Below are 15,069 nucleotides of genomic sequence, written 5' to 3'. Positions count from 1 at the left end.
GCCACTTCCGGCAATTTCCCCGGTCCATTGGGCTCCGTTTTAATATGGCTGGCACACGAATGCAGTTCCATGACCAAACGTCACGTCGCCCTCCCCGATGCAGCCGAAGCAGGGGTGCGAACGTTCATCGAGGAGGTGGACGACCGACTGTCATCTGACGAGAATACGTGCGAAGTGGTCACCGACGTGCTCGTCGACCTCCACGGCGACCGCGACGCCTACGAACGCTGGCAGAACGGTGACGACGTCTCCGCCGCAGAGCGGGTCCGGCTTCAGGGCTACGATCCGTGTAACACGACCCTCGAATCGGAGTACTACGCCGAGAAGGACGAGGAGGCGTTCAAGGAGTCGAAGCACCTCCAGTGGCTCTGGCGGCAGTTCGACGCCACACCGATGGCCGACAACGTCGAGTTCGCGCTTCGGTTCCGCCAGATGCTCGCGAATCACCTGTTCGACGAGTGCGGGGACAACTGCCGGTTCTTCAAGGGCATCACGTTCACCTACGGACACAACATCTCCATCGGCGACAACGTGGTCGTCCACGACGACGTCCACCTCGACGACCGCGGGAAGCTCACCATCGGGAGCCGCGTCTCTATCTCGGACGGGGCGCACGTCTACAGCCACGACCACGACGTCGTCGACCAGACGCACGTCGAGAACTACCACACCATCGTCGAGGACGACGTCCGACTCACCTTCGACACCGTCGTCCGGGCCGGCTGTCGTATCGGCGAGAACTCGCTCGTCGGTTCCCGTGCGGTCGTCCAGACTGACATCCCGGCTCACCACGTCGTGGTCGGACAGCCGGCCAGGAGCGTCCGCGTCAAGCCCGGCTGGGAGGACGCGGCGGTCGGGGTCGACGAAGAACACGAGACCCGTCGGGCTGAGCGCAAGCTCGAGTACACGCTACCCGACGATATCGAGGTCTTCGACGAGTTCCAGCGTGACCTGTCTCCGTCGAAGTAACAGATTTTTACGCGGTCCAGTCCTATCGGACTTTAATGCACCGTCGGCGGGTCATCAAGTCGTTGGCCGCGGCCGCGAGTGGCGTCAGCGCGGGCTGTCTGAACCTCACTCCCGGGACGGCGACGGAAACGACGGACGAGCCGAGACCACTCCGACTCGAGCGGGTCAGAATGCGCCTCCGGACTCCGTGGGGCGCGGCATTTCATCCCCGGACGGGCGACCTCTACGTCACCGAACGGCCGGGTCGTATCCAGCAGCTGACCGGTCGAGATACGGGACTCGTCCGCGACCTGACCGGTTCGACGGAACAGGTCGGCGAGGGTGGCCTCCTCGGCCTGGTGTTCGACCCGCTGGACCCGGACCGGGCGTTCGTCTATCAGACGCACGCGGAGGACGGCGTATTGACGAACCGCGTCCTCGAACTGGACGCTTCGCGTGGGTTCGCGGTCCGACGCGTGCTGTTCGACGACATCCCGGCCGGACAGGTTCACGACGGCGGGCGACTCGCCATCGGTCCGGAGAACGCCCTCTACGTGACGACCGGTGACGCCGGGAACCCGGCCGCCGCGCAGAACACCGATTCACTCGCTGGGAAGATCCTCCGAATCACTCGCGACGGCGACCCCCACCCGCGGAACCCATTCGGAAACGCGGTCTTCGCGTACGGCTTTCGCAATCCGCAGGGACTCGTCTCCGTCGACGGCCGGTGGTACGTCACGGACCACGGCCCGGACTACGGCGACGAGTTCGGCCGGATCGAGGCCGGTGGCAACTACGGCTGGCCCGTGGTCTCCGGCCACAGCAGTGAGTCGGCGTACACCAACCCGCTCGTCTCGTGGACGCCCACCATCGCACCCGCGAGCTGTGCTTACTACGACGGGGACATCCGCGAGTGGCGCGGGAGCTTCTTCGTCGGTGCGCTGGCCGGCGAACACCTCCGACGACTCGTCGTCGAGGACGACGAGGTCGTCACGCAACAGGCGCTGTTCACCGACCTCGGCCGGATACGGACGACGTTCACCGGTCCCGACGGACACCTCTACCTGACGACGAGCAACCAGGACGGCCGCGGGAATCCGGCGCCGACGGACGACGCGGTGTTCAGGGTCAGGCCGCCGTGATGCCGTCGAGATAGTAGACGTAGGCCGGTAGACGTAGGCTGGTGAACGTAGGCCGGTAAACGCATACCGGCAGAAGGAGGACGCTAGTTCGTCGCGCGCATCCTGCCCACGCCGAGGATGGCGAGGTCGAACAGCATGACGAGGGAGGCCAGTACGCCCACGAGCGCGGCCGCGTACTCCTCGATGGCGACCCAGCCGGGGACGACGAAGCGCGCCCACGCGACGTAGGTTCCGACCTTCTTCTGGATCCCTTCGCTCTCGACCTTGCTCGTGAAGTTCTGGCCGGTGACTCTCGTGTCGGACTCCTCGGGACTGTCGAGGCGGTCGGCAGCGTAGGGCATCATGATGCCGCCGTACTCCCAGACGACCTCGCCCTGGTCGTCGACCTCGATGACGCGGTTGTTGAACGTATCCACGATGAGCGTGTTCCCGTTCTCGAGGCGGTCGGCGTCACGCGGCCAGAGCACGCCCTGGCTGTACTCCCAGACCTTCTCGCCGGTCTCGACGTCGTACTCGACGACGCGGTCGTTCTCCGAGTCGGCGACGAGGACGGTCCCGTTCAGCCGCATCGGGTTGTGCTGTTCGTGGAGGATGTCGTGCTCGCCGGGTTTACCGACCACGCTGACGACCTCTTTGGTCTCGCGGTCGACCTCGATGACGACGTCGAAGTTCCGAATGGAGAGCTGGAAGTTCCCGTTGTCGAGCTGGTCGATGTCGTTCATGTGGGTCCAGTCGTTCTCGGCGCCGGAGTACTCGGGACTGCCGTACTGCTCGTCGAACTTCGAGCCCTCGCCGAGGTGTTCTTTCGCCTTCCAGCTCCAGGTGATCTCCTTCTGCTCGTTCACCGTGAAGGCGCGATTGTTGCCCATGTCGATGATGGCCGTCTCGCCGTTGGGCAGGCGGTCTGCGTCGTGTACCTCGTGGTTGTGTACGAAGACGTCGTACCACGAGTAGTTCCAGACCTCCTCTTTCGTCTCGTAATCGAGTTCGAGCACGCGGTTGTGGACACAGCCGTCCTTCGCGAAGGCATCTGGACAGGCTGATTCGGGTCGTTTCGTCGCCACGGAGACGAGCACGTTCCCGTTCGCGAGCAACTCGGTGTCGAAGACGCGGGAGTTCTCCGGTGCGTACTCCCAAACGACCGTACCATCGGGTGTCACCTCGATGGCGCGGCCTTCGAACTTGTCGCCGTAGCTCTGGACCCCGATGAGGGTGTTTCCGGCGTGTGCGGCGTAGACAGAATCGTTCGCGGTGTCGTTCCCCGTCGAGTTGGTGGCCTGTGTGGCGGCTGGTGCTGCGACCACGGCTTGCAGGCCGAGGTAGACCGTCACCACCAGGAGGACAGCAGAGAGTGTCAGGACGCGGGACCGTCGTTCCATATCCCGCGATACGTGTGACGCGGCCTAACTCTGACGGAACACTACGAGTACCTCACGAGATACAGAAGCCAACAATGAAGTGGCGTGGCAGACTATACCATAGCATGACCGAGGTCTGGAACTGGGCGGTGGGCTATCTCCTCGTGTTCGCGGTGCTACAGCTGGTGGTGTACCTGTACTACCTCCGGCGGTCCGAGGAGCCACGCTCGCGTCCGATACTCGACGGCGAGGGGTACGCGGTCGGTGAGGCGCCGGCGCGCGCACCACCCAACGATCGGGGAGGTGAGGCCGAGGGTGCCCGGTACTGCCCACACTGTGGGACCGAGAACGAACGGACGACAGTGTTCAGATACTGCTGGTCGTGCGCAAAATCTCTCACTGGTGTATAGGCGTTGCGGCCGTCTCAGCCCACATAAAAGCCGTTTCGGCCGTCCTGGGCCAGCAAGCATATACGGTACCCCCGAGTAGCGGTTTTCGAGTCGAATGAACACGACCGATACCGAACAGGAGCGCTACGTGGGCCGCGAGACGGTCAACGGACTCATCATCTACGACCGCGAGAACCTCGATGCCTGGATCGAGTCCGATATCACAGTACCGCTCACCGAGTCCGACTACCGCTCTTCGCCCTCCCAGTAGTCGACGGACTCGTCCAGCGGGTAGTAGCCGTCGACAGTTCGCGCGTCCGCGTCGCCGCCCGGTGGTGCGCCGGCGAACACGCCTAGTTTTTCCGATTCGGGGTACACCGTCACGTCCGGATCACGCATCGTCGACACGCACAGGTACCGTAGCGGCTCCGTCCCCGTATTGACGACGCGATGGCCACCCCGTTCCCCTGCCGGAAGCGAGACGAACGTCCCCGGTTCGAGGGACGCCTCCTCGTCGGTGAACCGGACGGTCCCCGTCCCGGAGAGGGCGTAGATGGCCTCTTCGTTCCCCGTGTGGAAGTGGAACGGCCACGAGCGACTCCCCGGAGGGAGTTCGTACAGGCTCGCTCCGAGCCGTTCCGCAGCCGTCGCCGCCGTCAGCTGCTTCCGCCGGAATCGGGTCTCCCCACGGCGGGTCTCCGTCCAGTCGAGTTCGTCCTCGTGAATCGTCCAGGACATCCCTCCAACTACGATGACTGGTTCCATGGTCGTTTCCCGTGATTCTCCCTCAGTACGCACGGCGGAGCTCGGACTCCAGTAGCAGTGTCATGACCGCCGTACAGACGAGGACGATACCGACGACTCCGAGGACGTACTCGTGGCCCTCGAGCAGGAACATCAGCCCGAAACTGCCGGCGAGGAACAACGAGCCACCGACGCCGAGTCGGACCATCGTCGGAAACCGCACGGTCAGTCACCGTCGCTCAGTTCGACCACCGCGGACGGGTCGACGCGGAGGTCCGCGTGGTCGATTTGCTCCCAGTCTCGAACGACCGTCGCCCTGACCGACGCGAAATCGTTCTTCACGTCCGCCCTGGCGAGTGCCGGCCAGCGCTCGCGTAGTCTACTCGCGTCGTAGTGGAGTCCGATGACGTTCGGTCGGTCGGACACGCCGGCGCGAGTCGTCGACGGTCCAGCGGTACAATCTCCGTGAATCAGCGTCTCGAAGTACATCTCCTCCAATCCCCTGCTACCTCCAACGGCCAACAGTGTCATAACTAATGACGTGATACGCGAGCTATAATTGGCCGATACCGTTATTTCACCTTGATTAACACAACGCCGCCGTCTGTCGATATCGTCTCGTGAATGTCTGAGGGTAATGAGAGACTGGTTTCCCGGGCCGTCGGCTATCGCCTCTGGCCCGCGGGAAAAGTGCGCCGGCCGGGAATTGAACCCGGGCTATTAGCTTGGGAAGCTAATGTCCTACCACTGGACCACCGGCGCAATCTCACTACGTTCGGTTGCGCCGAGGTTCACGTGGTTTCACTCCGTGAACCACCGGCGCGACCGCAGGGAGCGCCGAGCTGTCATCCACGTCTCGTGGGGACACTGGCACACCAACGTAGTATCTGTACTCCACCATTTCGCACCGTCGTACTTCAACGTAGCGCTTCAACCGACCAGATCGGTCCACTGCGGCGGGGTGAGCCGGGTGGACGAACGTCCACTCTTTCGGGCGGTCTGCGAACGTATTAACCCCTGCCGACCCAACCACCGCTCATGTTGGACCTCCGGTTCTCTGAGGCTGAACTGGCCGCACAGCGCGACCACATCGTGACGTTCATCGAGGAGACAGTCGCGGCGGCGGGCGCCGATGGGGCGGTCATCGGCCTCTCGGGCGGCGTCGACAGCACGACGACGGCGTACCTCGCGGTCGAAGCACTCGGGAAAGAGCGCGTCCGCGGGCTCGTCCTCCCCGCCGCCGTCTCCAGTGACGAGAACATGAGCGACGCTGAGCGGGTGGCGCGCGAGCTGGACATCGAGTACGACGTCGTCGAGATCGACCCAATCGTCGACGCGCTCGTCGACTCGATTCCGGGTGCGGACGAGAGTCGAACCGCCGTCGGGAACGCTCGCGCTCGGGTCCGCGGCGTGGTGAACTACTACGTCGCGAACGAGGAGAACCGCATCGTCCTCGGCACGGGCAACAAGGCGGAGGCGATGACGGGCTACTTCACGAAGTACGGCGACCAGGCGGTCGACTGCAACCCCATCGGAAACCTGTACAAACAGCAGGTCCGCCAGCTGGCGAGCTACCTCGGCGCGGCCGACGACCTCGCGGAGAAGGTGGCGACGGCGGAACTCTGGGCGGACCAGACCGACGCCGACGAGATGGGCGTCGACTACGACACGGTAGACGCGGTCGTCGCGCTCCACATCGAAGCCGGCGTCTCGACCGCAGCGACCGCTCGCGAACTCGGTATCCCCGAGACGGACGTCGAACGCGTCCGGGCGCTGTTCGACCAGAGTGTCCACAAGCGGGCGATGCCGCCGGCTCCGGAGCCGCTGTCGCTGTAACGACCGGTCCTCGAGCCGTTGTCACTGTAACGCCCGGCGCTACTCTCTCTCCGACTCCCGCTCACCGCGGCAGGTCGTCCGCGTGCTCCTCCACGAGGTCCGCGAAGACGGCCGCTTCCCGGGCCTCCTGCACCTCGCGGTCCGCATCGTCACGCATCCGACGCTTCAGCACCGCCAGGGCGTCCGGCTCGTTCGTAGCGACCTCGTCGGCCACCTCGCGGGGGTCGTCGACGATTCGCGAGACGAGTCCCATCCGTCGTGCCTCCTCTGCCCCTATCACCCGCCCGGACAGTGCGAGGTCCATCGCCTCGCCCTCGCCGAGGACCCGGGGAAGCCGGACGGTCCCGCCCCAGGCGCCGAACAGTCCCAGCGAGACGCCGGTCTCGGCGAACGTCGCCTCCGGGGTCGCGACTCGGAGGTCACAGGCCAGGGCCAGCTCGACGCCGCCGCCACGGGCCGGGCCGTCGATGCCGGCGACGACCACGCTCTCTCCCGTCTCGATGGTCCGTGCGACCCGCTGGCCGAGCCTGGCGAACGCTCGTGTCCCCTGTCGGTCCAGTTCCGAGACGACGCCGAAGTCAGCGCCCGCAGAGAACGCGCCGTCTGCGCCGGTGAGGTAGACCACGGGCGTCGTCGCCGTCTCGACCGCGGTCGCAAGCGATTCGAGTCCGTCGGGCGTCAGCGCGTTGCGACGAGCCGGCCGGTCGATGGTCACCGTCGTCACGCGGCCGTCGACCTCGCTGCGAATCATAGACCAGCGTCTGCCGGTGTTTCCAAAGGTCTTTGGCTTTCCCCCCGCTAGCCTCCGCCAATGGACGAGGCCGCTACGTGTCGGGACGCCGCCAGCGAGGCGCTACAGGACATCTATCCGGACCGGCTCCGCGACGACCTGCTCGCCCGTCTCGAGGCGACGTCGATGGCCCCCGGCGTCCTGACGCTCCGCTGTGCCCGTGCCTGCGACGACGGCGTCGACCTCACGGCCGTGGTCAAACGCGCCGCCGGCGTCCAGCTCATCTACGACGGCCTCTCGCTCACCCGCACGCTCGCCCACGACGAGCCCTGGGCGGCGACCGAGGACCACATCCAGCCCAATCTGGACTCCCTCGCCGCGACCGTCCTCGTCTCCCGCGGCTTCTACCTCCTCGCCCGGACCGACGCCGCCGGCAAGGCGGTCGAGACCGTCCGCCGGTTCGGCCGGGACGAGACCACGCACCGCGAGACCGGCGAGGGCCTCCCCCACGCCCTCGAACGCGACGTGTTCGAACTCGCCGCGACGGCCGGCGTCACCGCCGTCGGCGGCACCCCCACGACGGAGCTGTTCGCACAGGTCGGCGCACTCGCCGAACTCGGTGCGGTCGGCCTGCCCGGCGGGCTGGACTTCCTCCCGCCCGCGAACGAGCTCCAGATCGGTGCGACCGCGGGCGACGCAGTCGGCGGCGACGATCATGTCCGCCAGTCGGCGACGGATTCGTGACTCCGAATCGAAGCCCTTAAAGATGCAAGCGGGCAACGTGAAGATGCGCCGAAAGCGGTACGGTGCCTGGGTAGCTTAGCGGTAAAGCGCGTCCTTGGTAAGGACGAGAGCCCGGGTTCAAATCCCGGCCTAGGCTTACTCCTCTTCGACGTACTTCCTCCGACAGGGACTCCTCTCCACCACCCCACTCGTTTCATTATCCCCCAACGACACCTGCAACACAGTGAAAGAACGCTGGCTCTACGCCTGGGGACTCGGCTCGGTCGCCTTCGGCGGCGCTTCCCTGCTCGTCCCGCTCTATCTCGTCCAGCTCGGTGCGACACCGGTGGACCTCGGACTGCTCGCTTCCTCTGCGGCCATCATCGGGGCACCGGGGGCCATCCTGTTCGGGCGGCTGGCAAACCGGGTCCAGCACCGGCGAGCGCTGGTGCTGGCGACGCTGGCGACGGTCGCGGTGGCCCTGGCGGTCATCCCGTTCACGTCGAGCATCGCGGTCGTCATCGTCGCCAACGCGGCCCTGTGGCTGGTGGTCGGGGCCATCACGCCAGTCCTGACGATGCTGGTCGTCGACGACGCGCCGGAGTCGGCCTGGAGCGAGCGCATCGGCCTGGTGAACACGTTCCAGGGCTACGGCTGGGCCGGTGGGCTGGTCCTCGGGACGGTCTGGCCGCCCGTCGGGGCTCTGCTGGTCGACGCGGAGCTGCTGGCCGCGGGAGCGGGCGTCACCCGGGCGCTGTTCTGGCTCCTGGCCGCGTGCGCCGGGGTGAGCGTCGTGCTGTCGGCGCGGTCGCTCCCCCAGCCCGCTCCCGACGACCACGTCACCAGCGAGCGGCACGTCCGTCGAATCGCACGCATCCTGTCGGTGTCGCACCGTGGCATCAAGGGTGCGACGTTCGCGTTCTCGCCGAACCGGCTATACTGGTCGACGCGGGGCATCCACCCGCGGCGGCTGCGTCGGCGGTTCGACCCGGCGCTGGCGATCTACCTCGTCGCGGCTGGATTGTTCTTCACCGGTTCTGCGGCGTTCTGGGCACCGCTACCGCTCTACTTCACCGATATCGGCTTCGACTCCGGGTCGGTGTTCGGTCTCTACCTCGTGTCGAGTCTCGCCTCGGCGGTGCTGTACGAGCGCGCCGGGTCGGCGGCCGGCCGGTTCGACGTCCGCCTGCTCCAGTCGGGGGCGCTCGCGGTCCGCGGGCTGTTGTTCCCGCTGGTGGCACTCACGGCCGGCCTGGGAGCGGTGGGGCTCGGCTTCGGCATCGTCGGGGCTGCACTCGCCGCAATCGGGGCGACCTGGGCCGTCATCGCCGTCGTCGGCACGGCCATCGTGACGCGCCTGGCACCGCCAGCGGTGCGGGGAGAGGTGCTCGGCCTGCACACCGCGCTGGGTGCCGTCGCCGGCGGAATCGGCGGCGTGCTCGGGGGCTGGGCGGCCACCTTCGGCTACGTCACGGCTTTCGGCGTCGCTGGCGGGCTGGTCGTCCTGGGGGCGCTGCTGGTCGCGACGCTCCGGGCGCTCTCCGGTGGCGAGCGGGCGAGAGCCGTACCCGCGGAACCCGTCGGTGAAAAGCCGAACGGAGCGGCGGTGCCGGCCGTGGAGCCCGAGGAATTACGGGCCGAGTGAGGTCCGTGTACGGGCGAGCCGGCGGCGGCCACGACCGCTCTCGACACCACGGTTATCGTGTCTCCGAACCGATAGTCGGTATGCCACGCGCCCTGCTCATCGGTGGGACCCGGTTCATCGGCCGCCACACGGTCACGGAACTGCTCGCACACGACTACGAGGTGACCACGTTCACCCGCGGGGAGTCCGCAGATCCGTTCGCCGAGACCGACGGCGTCGACAGCTACCAGGGGGACCGGAACGACCGGACAGCCCTCGAAGCTGCCCGCGACGAGGTGGAGCCGGACGTCGTCGTCGACTTCGTGGGGATGTACCCCCGGCAGCTCGACGCCGCGACCGAGGTCTTCGCCGAGGTGGACGCCTACGTGTTCGTCTCCTCGGGGTCGGCCTACGGCGAGCAGCCGATACCGATGCACGAGGACGAGACGTCCCTGTGTGAGTGTACTCCCGTGCAGGCGACCGACGATTCGATGGAGAGCTACGGGCCGCGGAAGGCCGAGTGCGACCGACGGGTGTTCGCCGCCGCAGAACGCGGGGTGAACGCGATGTTGGTCCGGCCGATGCTCGTCTACGGGCCGCACGACTACACCCGGCGAACCGATTACTGGCTCCGCCGGCTCGACGAGTTCGACCGGGTACTCGTCCCGGGGGACGGCGACAGCCTGCTCCACCGGGCCTACGTCGCGGACGTCGCGCGGGCGCTCCGCATCGTCGCCGAGAACGGGGAGGCCGGCGAGGCTTACAACGTCGCGGACCGCGAGGCGACTACCCTCTCGGGCTGGCTCGAGCTGGCAGCCAACGCCCTCGATACCGAAGTGGAGCTGGTCTTCGCCAGCGAGCGCGAACTGGTGGCGAACCACCTCTCACCGGCCGACTTTCCCCTGTTCACGGACGAACCGATGCTCGTCTCGACCGAGAAACTGGCCGCCCTCGGCTGGGACTCGACGCCGCTCTCGACCGCCTACGAGACCACCGTCGCGGAACACCGCGAGTCGGGCCGGGACGGCACCGAACTGGGGCCGCCCCGGGAGCGAGAGATGACGGCCATCGAGGCGCTGGGGTCCGTCGAGAGCGAGTACGACGGCGGCGTCTCCTCCGGTCCGTCGCGGTCGGGGTGACGGCGCCGGGAGAGTCCCCCTTCCACCGGGCAGATTCCCTTCACACACCTGCTCCCTCCGGGCAGACCCCTTTTACGCACCCACTCCCAACCGTCTGAGGAATGCGACGTCGCCTGCTGCTCGTCTGTGCGCTCGTCCTCCTGACCGCGCTCGCCGGCTGTAACGCACTCCAGTTCGGTGCCCAGGAAGCGACCGGCCCCGGCACCGTCGACGACTCGCTCGCCGCCGACCCGTCGGTCTCCGACCCACCCCGCGACGTACAGGGCTGGGAGGGCGGTTTCTGGGCGAACGAATCGCTCGCTGTCACGCCCGAGGACGGACTGAACCGGTCCGAACTCGACGCCGTCGTCGCCCGCGGGATGGCCCGCGTCGAACTGGTCCGGGGCGTCGAGTTCGACCGCCCCGTCGACGTCTCGCTGATGAACCGAAGCGAGTACCGCGACTCGCTCGAGGAGGGCGGTTCTGGCGCCGAGCCGACCGCCGCACAGGACGCTGCGGCGGCGCAGCAGGCCGCGAAGTACGAGGCGCTGTTCCTCGTCGGCGAATCGACCGACGCGGGGAAGCAGGAGTCGCAGAACCGGGCCTCGACGGTACAGGGGTTCTACAGCGTCCGGGAGGACCGAATCGTACTCATCTCCGAATCCGAGACGCCCCGGATGAACGAGGTGACGCTCGCACAGGAGCTGTTCCACGCCTACCAGTTCCGACACGCACTGCGGCAGACGCCCTTCCCCCGGAACGCGACCCAGGACCAGGTGACGGGACTCATCTCGCTGGTCGAGGGCGACGCGAACTTCGTCGATGCGCTGTACGAACGGCGGTGCGAGAGCCGGTGGGACTGCCTCGGTGACACGCCAGCAGGCAGCGGGAGTGACGGGGGACGCTCCGGCGGCGATAGAGGCGACGACAGCGCGAACCGCTCGGCCGCCTCGTCCGACGTCCACATGGGCCTCTACATCCTGTCGTACTTCCCCTACGCCGAGGGCGAGGAGCTGGTCCGCGACGTCTACGACGACGAGGGCTGGCGCGGCGTCGACAAGCTGTACGGCGACCCGCCGCTGTCGAGCCGGGCAGTCATTCACCAGCGAATCGGCGAGCACCCGCCCGAGGACGTGGCGGTCCCGCCTCGCCGGTCTGGCTCGTGGGAGCGAGTCGGTGGCGAGGGACGGACCGGCGTCACGGTCGGTGAGGCCGGCGTCGCCACGATGTTCGCCTACACGCTGTACGACGACCGGCAGGGCTCGCTCGTCACGCGCGAACAGTTCCTCAACACGGACGCGAACGGGGCAGTGAACGCTACCTCGCCGCTCTCCTACGACCTTCCGCCGAGTGCGGGATGGGCTGGCGACCGGCTGGTCGCCTACGAGAACGCGGACCGTCGAGCCTACGTCTGGCGGACGGCGTGGGACTCGCCCGCAGAAGCACGGGAGTTCGCGGACGCGTACCGGGAGCTGCTTCGGTACCACGGTGCGGAGAAGGCAGGTGCGAACCGCTACGTCGTCGACTCGGGGCCGTTCGCGGACGCCTTCGCCGTCGGGGTCGACGGGTCGCGCGTAACCGTCGTGAACGCGCCGGACGAGGCGGCGCTGTCTCGACTCTCCTCGAGCGCCGCGAACGACTACGGCACCAGCAACTCGACCGGGTGACGGATTCCCGCCGCGAGCAGGTCGCCCAGCTGCTCGGTACAGGAGGTCCCGCTCGCGACGACGACCGACTCGTTCTCGAACTGCTCGCGGAGCGGTTCGCCGACCTCCATGCTCAGCTCGTAGTACTCGGCCTTGTAGCCGAAGCTCCCGGCCATCCCGCAGCACTCGGTGTCGGAGGTCCGGACGGCCGTGCCCAGTTCCTCCAGAACGGCCACGGTGTAGGGCTCGAGGCCGAGAGTCCGTTGCTGGCAGTGGCTGTGGTAGGCGACCTCTGCGGGCGGGGTCGCGAGTGCGGACGCGTCCGCCCCGTTCTCCAGGAGCCCGTAGACGTACTCCATGACCTCGTAGCTCGCCGCCGAGAGCCGTTCGTACGACGCGGCTTCGAGGAACTGCTCGTACTCGCGGTCGAACATCGCGAGGTCGGAGGGTTCGACGACGACCACGTCCCGGCCCGCGTCGACGTGCTCGGCGAGGGCACCGTAGACGTCGTGGGCGTGTTCCTCGGCGGTCGCGACCATCCCCTGCGAGAGCGGGGCACGGCCGGAGGACGGAACGTCGGGAACCGCGACGCGCACGCCGAGTGCTTCGAGCGCCCGGACAGCGGCCTTCCCGCGGTCGACGAGGACGTGGTTCGTGTAGAGGTCGGGGTAGAGGACGGCTTCGCGGGTCGCCTCCGATTCGGGGACGGTCGGCCCCCGCGCGTCGAACCACGAGACCAGCGTCTCCCGCTGGAAACTGGGAAGTTCGCGCCGGCAGTCGATGCCCGCGACCCGCTCCATCGCGGCCCTGACCGGGCCCGTACTCGCGAGCCAGTTCGAGACCGGTGCCGTCTTGCTCGCGAGGCTGGCTACCGTGTCGAAGTTGCCGAACAGCCGCTTGTCGAGCGAGAGGCCGGTCGGCTCGTCGTCCGGGGTCAACCCCTCGACGAGGTGGTCGAAGCTGTCGGAATCGGCGCCGCGGTTCACCCGGTCCCGGACGACGGTGTTGATCCACGGGATGTCTATCTTCACGGGGCACGCGTTCACGCAGCGGGTACAGCCCGTACAGAGGTCGTTGAACTCCGCCGCCGAGTCGAGGCCGTGGACGCCGGCCTCCCACCCGGTCGCGATGCCGCCGGAGTAGGTCTCGCCGCCGAAGGCGTGGCCGCCGACGGACTGGAAGTTGCCACACGAGTTCGAGCAGGCGCCACACCGGATGCAGTACAGCGTCTCGCGGAGCTGGTCGTCCTCGCGCATCGCCGTCCGGCCGTTGTCGACGAGTACGAGGTGGAACTCGCGGTCACCCGACTCGCCGCCCTCGCCCAGTTCATCCGCATCGAAATCGAGCGTCGGCGAATCGGTCGGCGGCGTCAGCAACGAGACGTACTGCGAGATGTCCTGTCCGGTCGCGGCCTTCGAGATGAGGTCGAGGAACGGCCCGAACTCCCGGACCGAGGGGATGAGCTTCTCGACGCCCGCGACCGCGACGTGGGTGTCGGGCGTGACGGCGGACTTGCGGGCGTTGCCCTCGTTCGTGACGAGCGCGATGGTGCCCGATTCGGCGAAGACGAAGTTCGCGCCCGTGACGCCCACGTCGGCCTCCTGGATGCGCTCGCCGAGGTAGTCTCGGGCGAAGCGGGTCAGCTCTTCGGCGGTCTCCAGCGATTCGTCTGGCTCGAAGACCGTGTTGAGGAGGTCGGCTATCTCCTCGCGGGACTTGTGCAGCGCGGGGCCGACGAGGTGGCTGGGCGACTCGTCGGCGAGCTGGACGACGAACTCGCCGAGGTCGGTCTCGTAGACGTCCAGCCCGTCGGATTCGAGCGCGTCGTTCAGGTCGAGCTCCTCCGTCGTCATCGACTTCGACTTGACGACGGTCTCGGCGTCCGCCTCGTCGCACACCTGCTGGACGTACCGGTTCGCGTCGGCGGCGTCCTCGGCGAGGTAGACCGTCCCGCCGTTGGCCGCGACGGACTCGCGGACGGTGTCGACGAGGTGGGGCAGGTTCTCGATGGCGTCCTCCTTGATGGCGCGGGCCTCCTCGCGGCAGGCTTCCCACCGGTCGAACCGGTCGATGGCGTCGTACCGCTTCGCGTTCTTGTCGCGGACGCTGGGGCCGATGTTCGTTCCCTCCGTCCGCATCAGGTGGCGTATCTTCTCCGCCTTCCGTCGTCTGTCGGCCCGGTCCTCACTCGAACTCATCTGTCGCTCACCACCACGACGTGGACCTCGTTCGGCCCGTGGACGCCGTTGACCAGCCCGCCCATGTCGGCGGTCGCGGAGGGGCCCGTTGCGAAGACGTAGGAGGTTCTGCCGGCGGCGAACTCGTCGGCCAGCCAGTCGAGTGCCGCCCGGTTGTCGTCGACGAGATCGCTCGCGGCGACGACCGCGACGTGCCGGTTCGGGTAGAGGCTCACCGGTTCGTCGCCCTCGCTGGCGGAGCGTATCAGCACGCTCCCGTGTTCTGCGATACCGAGTCGAGCCGGCGTGACACCCGTCTCGGCGGCTGCGAGAGCAGCCGGTGTTAGCTCCCGGTCGACGGCCGAGGGGAGCGAGACGTCCGCGAACGGGAGGGGGACGCCGATGGCGGGCGTCTCGACCGCCGCCCCGATGGCGTCGATCGCGTCGGCCGCCGGGACGGTGTCGACCGTCGCACCGGACTCGGTGACCGCAGCGGTGAACCGGACCGTGGTATCCGGAGACATGCCGCGAGGTTTCGAACGCGGCTACTTTGCTGTAGCGGACGGGAACCCGTCCCCGCGTCTCGGTACCGGTCTCCGGCACGAGACCGCGACGCGGGACGTGGATTTTTACC

The 15,069-nt window shown here is 67.5% G+C and carries 16 protein-coding genes and 2 tRNA genes; 10 read left to right on the top strand and 8 right to left on the bottom strand.

Annotated elements, in window-relative coordinates; translation table 11 throughout:
* Nucleotides 1–69 precede the first annotated feature (69 nt).
* Both ACSC1Y_RS06775 and ACSC1Y_RS06770 read left to right on the top strand, forming a co-directional pair.
* The gene (locus ACSC1Y_RS06775; protein ID WP_435333953.1) at nucleotides 70–969 is read left to right on the top strand and encodes an acyltransferase; all 900 of its coding nucleotides are present in this window, start codon (nucleotides 70–72) and stop codon (nucleotides 967–969) included.
* A gap of 35 nt (nucleotides 970–1,004) precedes the next feature.
* Nucleotides 1,005–2,090: a PQQ-dependent sugar dehydrogenase gene (locus tag ACSC1Y_RS06770; RefSeq protein ID WP_435333951.1), complete on the top strand. Its 1,086-nt coding sequence runs from the start codon at nucleotides 1,005–1,007 to the stop codon at nucleotides 2,088–2,090.
* Nucleotides 2,091–2,173: 83 nt separating this feature from the next.
* On the opposite strand, the gene ACSC1Y_RS06765 is transcribed toward ACSC1Y_RS06770, so the two are convergent.
* On the bottom strand, nucleotides 2,174–3,469 hold the full coding sequence (locus ACSC1Y_RS06765; RefSeq protein WP_435333949.1) for an aryl-sulfate sulfotransferase: 1,296 nt from the start codon (nucleotides 3,467–3,469) through the stop codon (nucleotides 2,174–2,176).
* Nucleotides 3,470–3,573: 104 nt separating this feature from the next.
* Here ACSC1Y_RS06765 and ACSC1Y_RS06760 point away from each other — a divergent pair, with 104 nt between their 5' ends.
* Together ACSC1Y_RS06760 and ACSC1Y_RS06755 are read left to right on the top strand one after the other, a co-directional pair.
* Complete coding sequence (locus tag ACSC1Y_RS06760; RefSeq protein WP_435333947.1) at nucleotides 3,574–3,858, top strand: DUF7577 domain-containing protein; 285 nt, start codon at nucleotides 3,574–3,576, stop codon at nucleotides 3,856–3,858.
* Nucleotides 3,859–3,952: 94 nt separating this feature from the next.
* Nucleotides 3,953–4,108 carry a DUF7331 family protein gene (locus ACSC1Y_RS06755; RefSeq protein ID WP_435333945.1) on the top strand — a complete coding sequence of 52 codons (156 nt, stop codon included), beginning with the start codon at nucleotides 3,953–3,955 and terminating at the stop codon, nucleotides 4,106–4,108.
* Here the strand turns inward: ACSC1Y_RS06755 and ACSC1Y_RS06750 are convergent.
* From ACSC1Y_RS06750 to ACSC1Y_RS06735, 4 genes are all read right to left on the bottom strand, one after another.
* Nucleotides 4,084–4,602 carry a cupin domain-containing protein gene (locus ACSC1Y_RS06750; RefSeq protein WP_435333943.1) on the bottom strand — a complete coding sequence of 173 codons (519 nt, stop codon included), beginning with the start codon at nucleotides 4,600–4,602 and terminating at the stop codon, nucleotides 4,084–4,086. The two genes, ACSC1Y_RS06755 and ACSC1Y_RS06750, sit on opposite strands and share 25 nt — an antisense overlap.
* Nucleotides 4,603–4,624: 22 nt before the next feature.
* Complete coding sequence (locus ACSC1Y_RS06745; protein WP_435333941.1) at nucleotides 4,625–4,789, bottom strand: hypothetical protein; 165 nt, start codon at nucleotides 4,787–4,789, stop codon at nucleotides 4,625–4,627.
* Between the two features lie 17 nt (nucleotides 4,790–4,806).
* Nucleotides 4,807–5,112, bottom strand: coding sequence for a hypothetical protein (locus ACSC1Y_RS06740; RefSeq protein WP_435333940.1), 306 nt, complete (start codon nucleotides 5,110–5,112; stop codon nucleotides 4,807–4,809).
* Nucleotides 5,113–5,272: 160 nt separating this feature from the next.
* Nucleotides 5,273–5,343: transfer RNA gene (locus ACSC1Y_RS06735), tRNA-Gly, on the bottom strand.
* Nucleotides 5,344–5,619: 276 nt separating this feature from the next.
* Between ACSC1Y_RS06735 and ACSC1Y_RS06730 the strand changes: the two genes are divergently transcribed.
* A complete protein-coding gene (locus ACSC1Y_RS06730) occupies nucleotides 5,620–6,417 on the top strand; it encodes an NAD+ synthase (protein ID WP_435333938.1) in 798 nt (265 codons plus the stop codon).
* A gap of 61 nt (nucleotides 6,418–6,478) precedes the next feature.
* On the opposite strand, the gene ACSC1Y_RS06725 is transcribed toward ACSC1Y_RS06730, so the two are convergent.
* The gene (locus ACSC1Y_RS06725) at nucleotides 6,479–7,168 is read right to left on the bottom strand and encodes an enoyl-CoA hydratase/isomerase family protein (RefSeq protein WP_435333936.1); all 690 of its coding nucleotides are present in this window, start codon (nucleotides 7,166–7,168) and stop codon (nucleotides 6,479–6,481) included.
* A 60-nt stretch (nucleotides 7,169–7,228) separates the two neighbouring features.
* Between ACSC1Y_RS06725 and ACSC1Y_RS06720 the strand changes: the two genes are divergently transcribed.
* The 5 genes from ACSC1Y_RS06720 (at nucleotide 7,229) to ACSC1Y_RS06700 (ending at nucleotide 12,279) form a co-directional block, all read left to right on the top strand.
* On the top strand, nucleotides 7,229–7,891 hold the full coding sequence (locus tag ACSC1Y_RS06720) for a DUF7114 family protein (RefSeq protein WP_435333934.1): 663 nt from the start codon (nucleotides 7,229–7,231) through the stop codon (nucleotides 7,889–7,891).
* 64 nt (nucleotides 7,892–7,955) lie between these two features.
* Nucleotides 7,956–8,027, top strand: a tRNA-Thr gene (locus tag ACSC1Y_RS06715).
* A gap of 87 nt (nucleotides 8,028–8,114) precedes the next feature.
* Nucleotides 8,115–9,515: an MFS transporter gene (locus ACSC1Y_RS06710; protein WP_435333932.1), complete on the top strand. Its 1,401-nt coding sequence runs from the start codon at nucleotides 8,115–8,117 to the stop codon at nucleotides 9,513–9,515.
* Nucleotides 9,516–9,595: 80 nt separating this feature from the next.
* On the top strand, nucleotides 9,596–10,633 hold the full coding sequence (locus ACSC1Y_RS06705) for an NAD-dependent epimerase/dehydratase family protein (protein WP_435333931.1): 1,038 nt from the start codon (nucleotides 9,596–9,598) through the stop codon (nucleotides 10,631–10,633).
* Between the two features lie 101 nt (nucleotides 10,634–10,734).
* A complete protein-coding gene (locus tag ACSC1Y_RS06700) occupies nucleotides 10,735–12,279 on the top strand; it encodes an Hvo_1808 family surface protein (RefSeq protein ID WP_435333930.1) in 1,545 nt (514 codons plus the stop codon).
* Here the strand turns inward: ACSC1Y_RS06700 and ACSC1Y_RS06695 are convergent.
* Together ACSC1Y_RS06695 and ACSC1Y_RS06690 are read right to left on the bottom strand one after the other, a co-directional pair.
* A complete protein-coding gene (locus tag ACSC1Y_RS06695) occupies nucleotides 12,252–14,456 on the bottom strand; it encodes an LUD domain-containing protein (protein ID WP_435333929.1) in 2,205 nt (734 codons plus the stop codon). The two genes, ACSC1Y_RS06700 and ACSC1Y_RS06695, sit on opposite strands and share 28 nt — an antisense overlap.
* Nucleotides 14,453–14,959 carry an LUD domain-containing protein gene (locus ACSC1Y_RS06690; protein WP_435333928.1) on the bottom strand — a complete coding sequence of 169 codons (507 nt, stop codon included), beginning with the start codon at nucleotides 14,957–14,959 and terminating at the stop codon, nucleotides 14,453–14,455. Before ACSC1Y_RS06690 ends, ACSC1Y_RS06695 begins: the two co-directional genes overlap by 4 nt.
* Nucleotides 14,960–15,069: the final 110 nt, after the last annotated feature.

This window comes from Haloarchaeobius lipolyticus (assembly GCF_051208015.1).
GTDB lineage: Archaea > Halobacteriota > Halobacteria > Halobacteriales > Natrialbaceae > Haloarchaeobius.
This window is presented reverse-complemented; position numbering and strand designations above follow the sequence as displayed.

Excerpts from the sequence above, each read along its gene's own strand:
- ACSC1Y_RS06775 (WP_435333953.1), top strand. The coding sequence starts at position 70 with ATGACCAAACGTCACGTCGCCCTCCCCGATGCAGCCGAAGCAGGGGTG.
- ACSC1Y_RS06770 (WP_435333951.1), top strand. The coding sequence starts at position 1,005 with ATGCACCGTCGGCGGGTCATCAAGTCGTTGGCCGCGGCCGCGAGTGGC.
- ACSC1Y_RS06765 (WP_435333949.1), bottom strand. The coding sequence starts at position 3,469 with ATGGAACGACGGTCCCGCGTCCTGACACTCTCTGCTGTCCTCCTGGTG.
- ACSC1Y_RS06760 (WP_435333947.1), top strand. The coding sequence starts at position 3,574 with ATGACCGAGGTCTGGAACTGGGCGGTGGGCTATCTCCTCGTGTTCGCG.
- ACSC1Y_RS06755 (WP_435333945.1), top strand. The coding sequence starts at position 3,953 with ATGAACACGACCGATACCGAACAGGAGCGCTACGTGGGCCGCGAGACG.
- ACSC1Y_RS06750 (WP_435333943.1), bottom strand. The coding sequence starts at position 4,602 with ATGGAACCAGTCATCGTAGTTGGAGGGATGTCCTGGACGATTCACGAG.
- ACSC1Y_RS06745 (WP_435333941.1), bottom strand. The coding sequence starts at position 4,789 with ATGGTCCGACTCGGCGTCGGTGGCTCGTTGTTCCTCGCCGGCAGTTTC.
- ACSC1Y_RS06740 (WP_435333940.1), bottom strand. The coding sequence starts at position 5,112 with ATGACACTGTTGGCCGTTGGAGGTAGCAGGGGATTGGAGGAGATGTAC.
- ACSC1Y_RS06730 (WP_435333938.1), top strand. The coding sequence starts at position 5,620 with ATGTTGGACCTCCGGTTCTCTGAGGCTGAACTGGCCGCACAGCGCGAC.
- ACSC1Y_RS06725 (WP_435333936.1), bottom strand. The coding sequence starts at position 7,168 with ATGATTCGCAGCGAGGTCGACGGCCGCGTGACGACGGTGACCATCGAC.
- ACSC1Y_RS06720 (WP_435333934.1), top strand. The coding sequence starts at position 7,229 with ATGGACGAGGCCGCTACGTGTCGGGACGCCGCCAGCGAGGCGCTACAG.
- ACSC1Y_RS06705 (WP_435333931.1), top strand. The coding sequence starts at position 9,596 with ATGCCACGCGCCCTGCTCATCGGTGGGACCCGGTTCATCGGCCGCCAC.
- ACSC1Y_RS06700 (WP_435333930.1), top strand. The coding sequence starts at position 10,735 with ATGCGACGTCGCCTGCTGCTCGTCTGTGCGCTCGTCCTCCTGACCGCG.
- ACSC1Y_RS06695 (WP_435333929.1), bottom strand. The coding sequence starts at position 14,456 with ATGAGTTCGAGTGAGGACCGGGCCGACAGACGACGGAAGGCGGAGAAG.
- ACSC1Y_RS06690 (WP_435333928.1), bottom strand. The coding sequence starts at position 14,959 with ATGTCTCCGGATACCACGGTCCGGTTCACCGCTGCGGTCACCGAGTCC.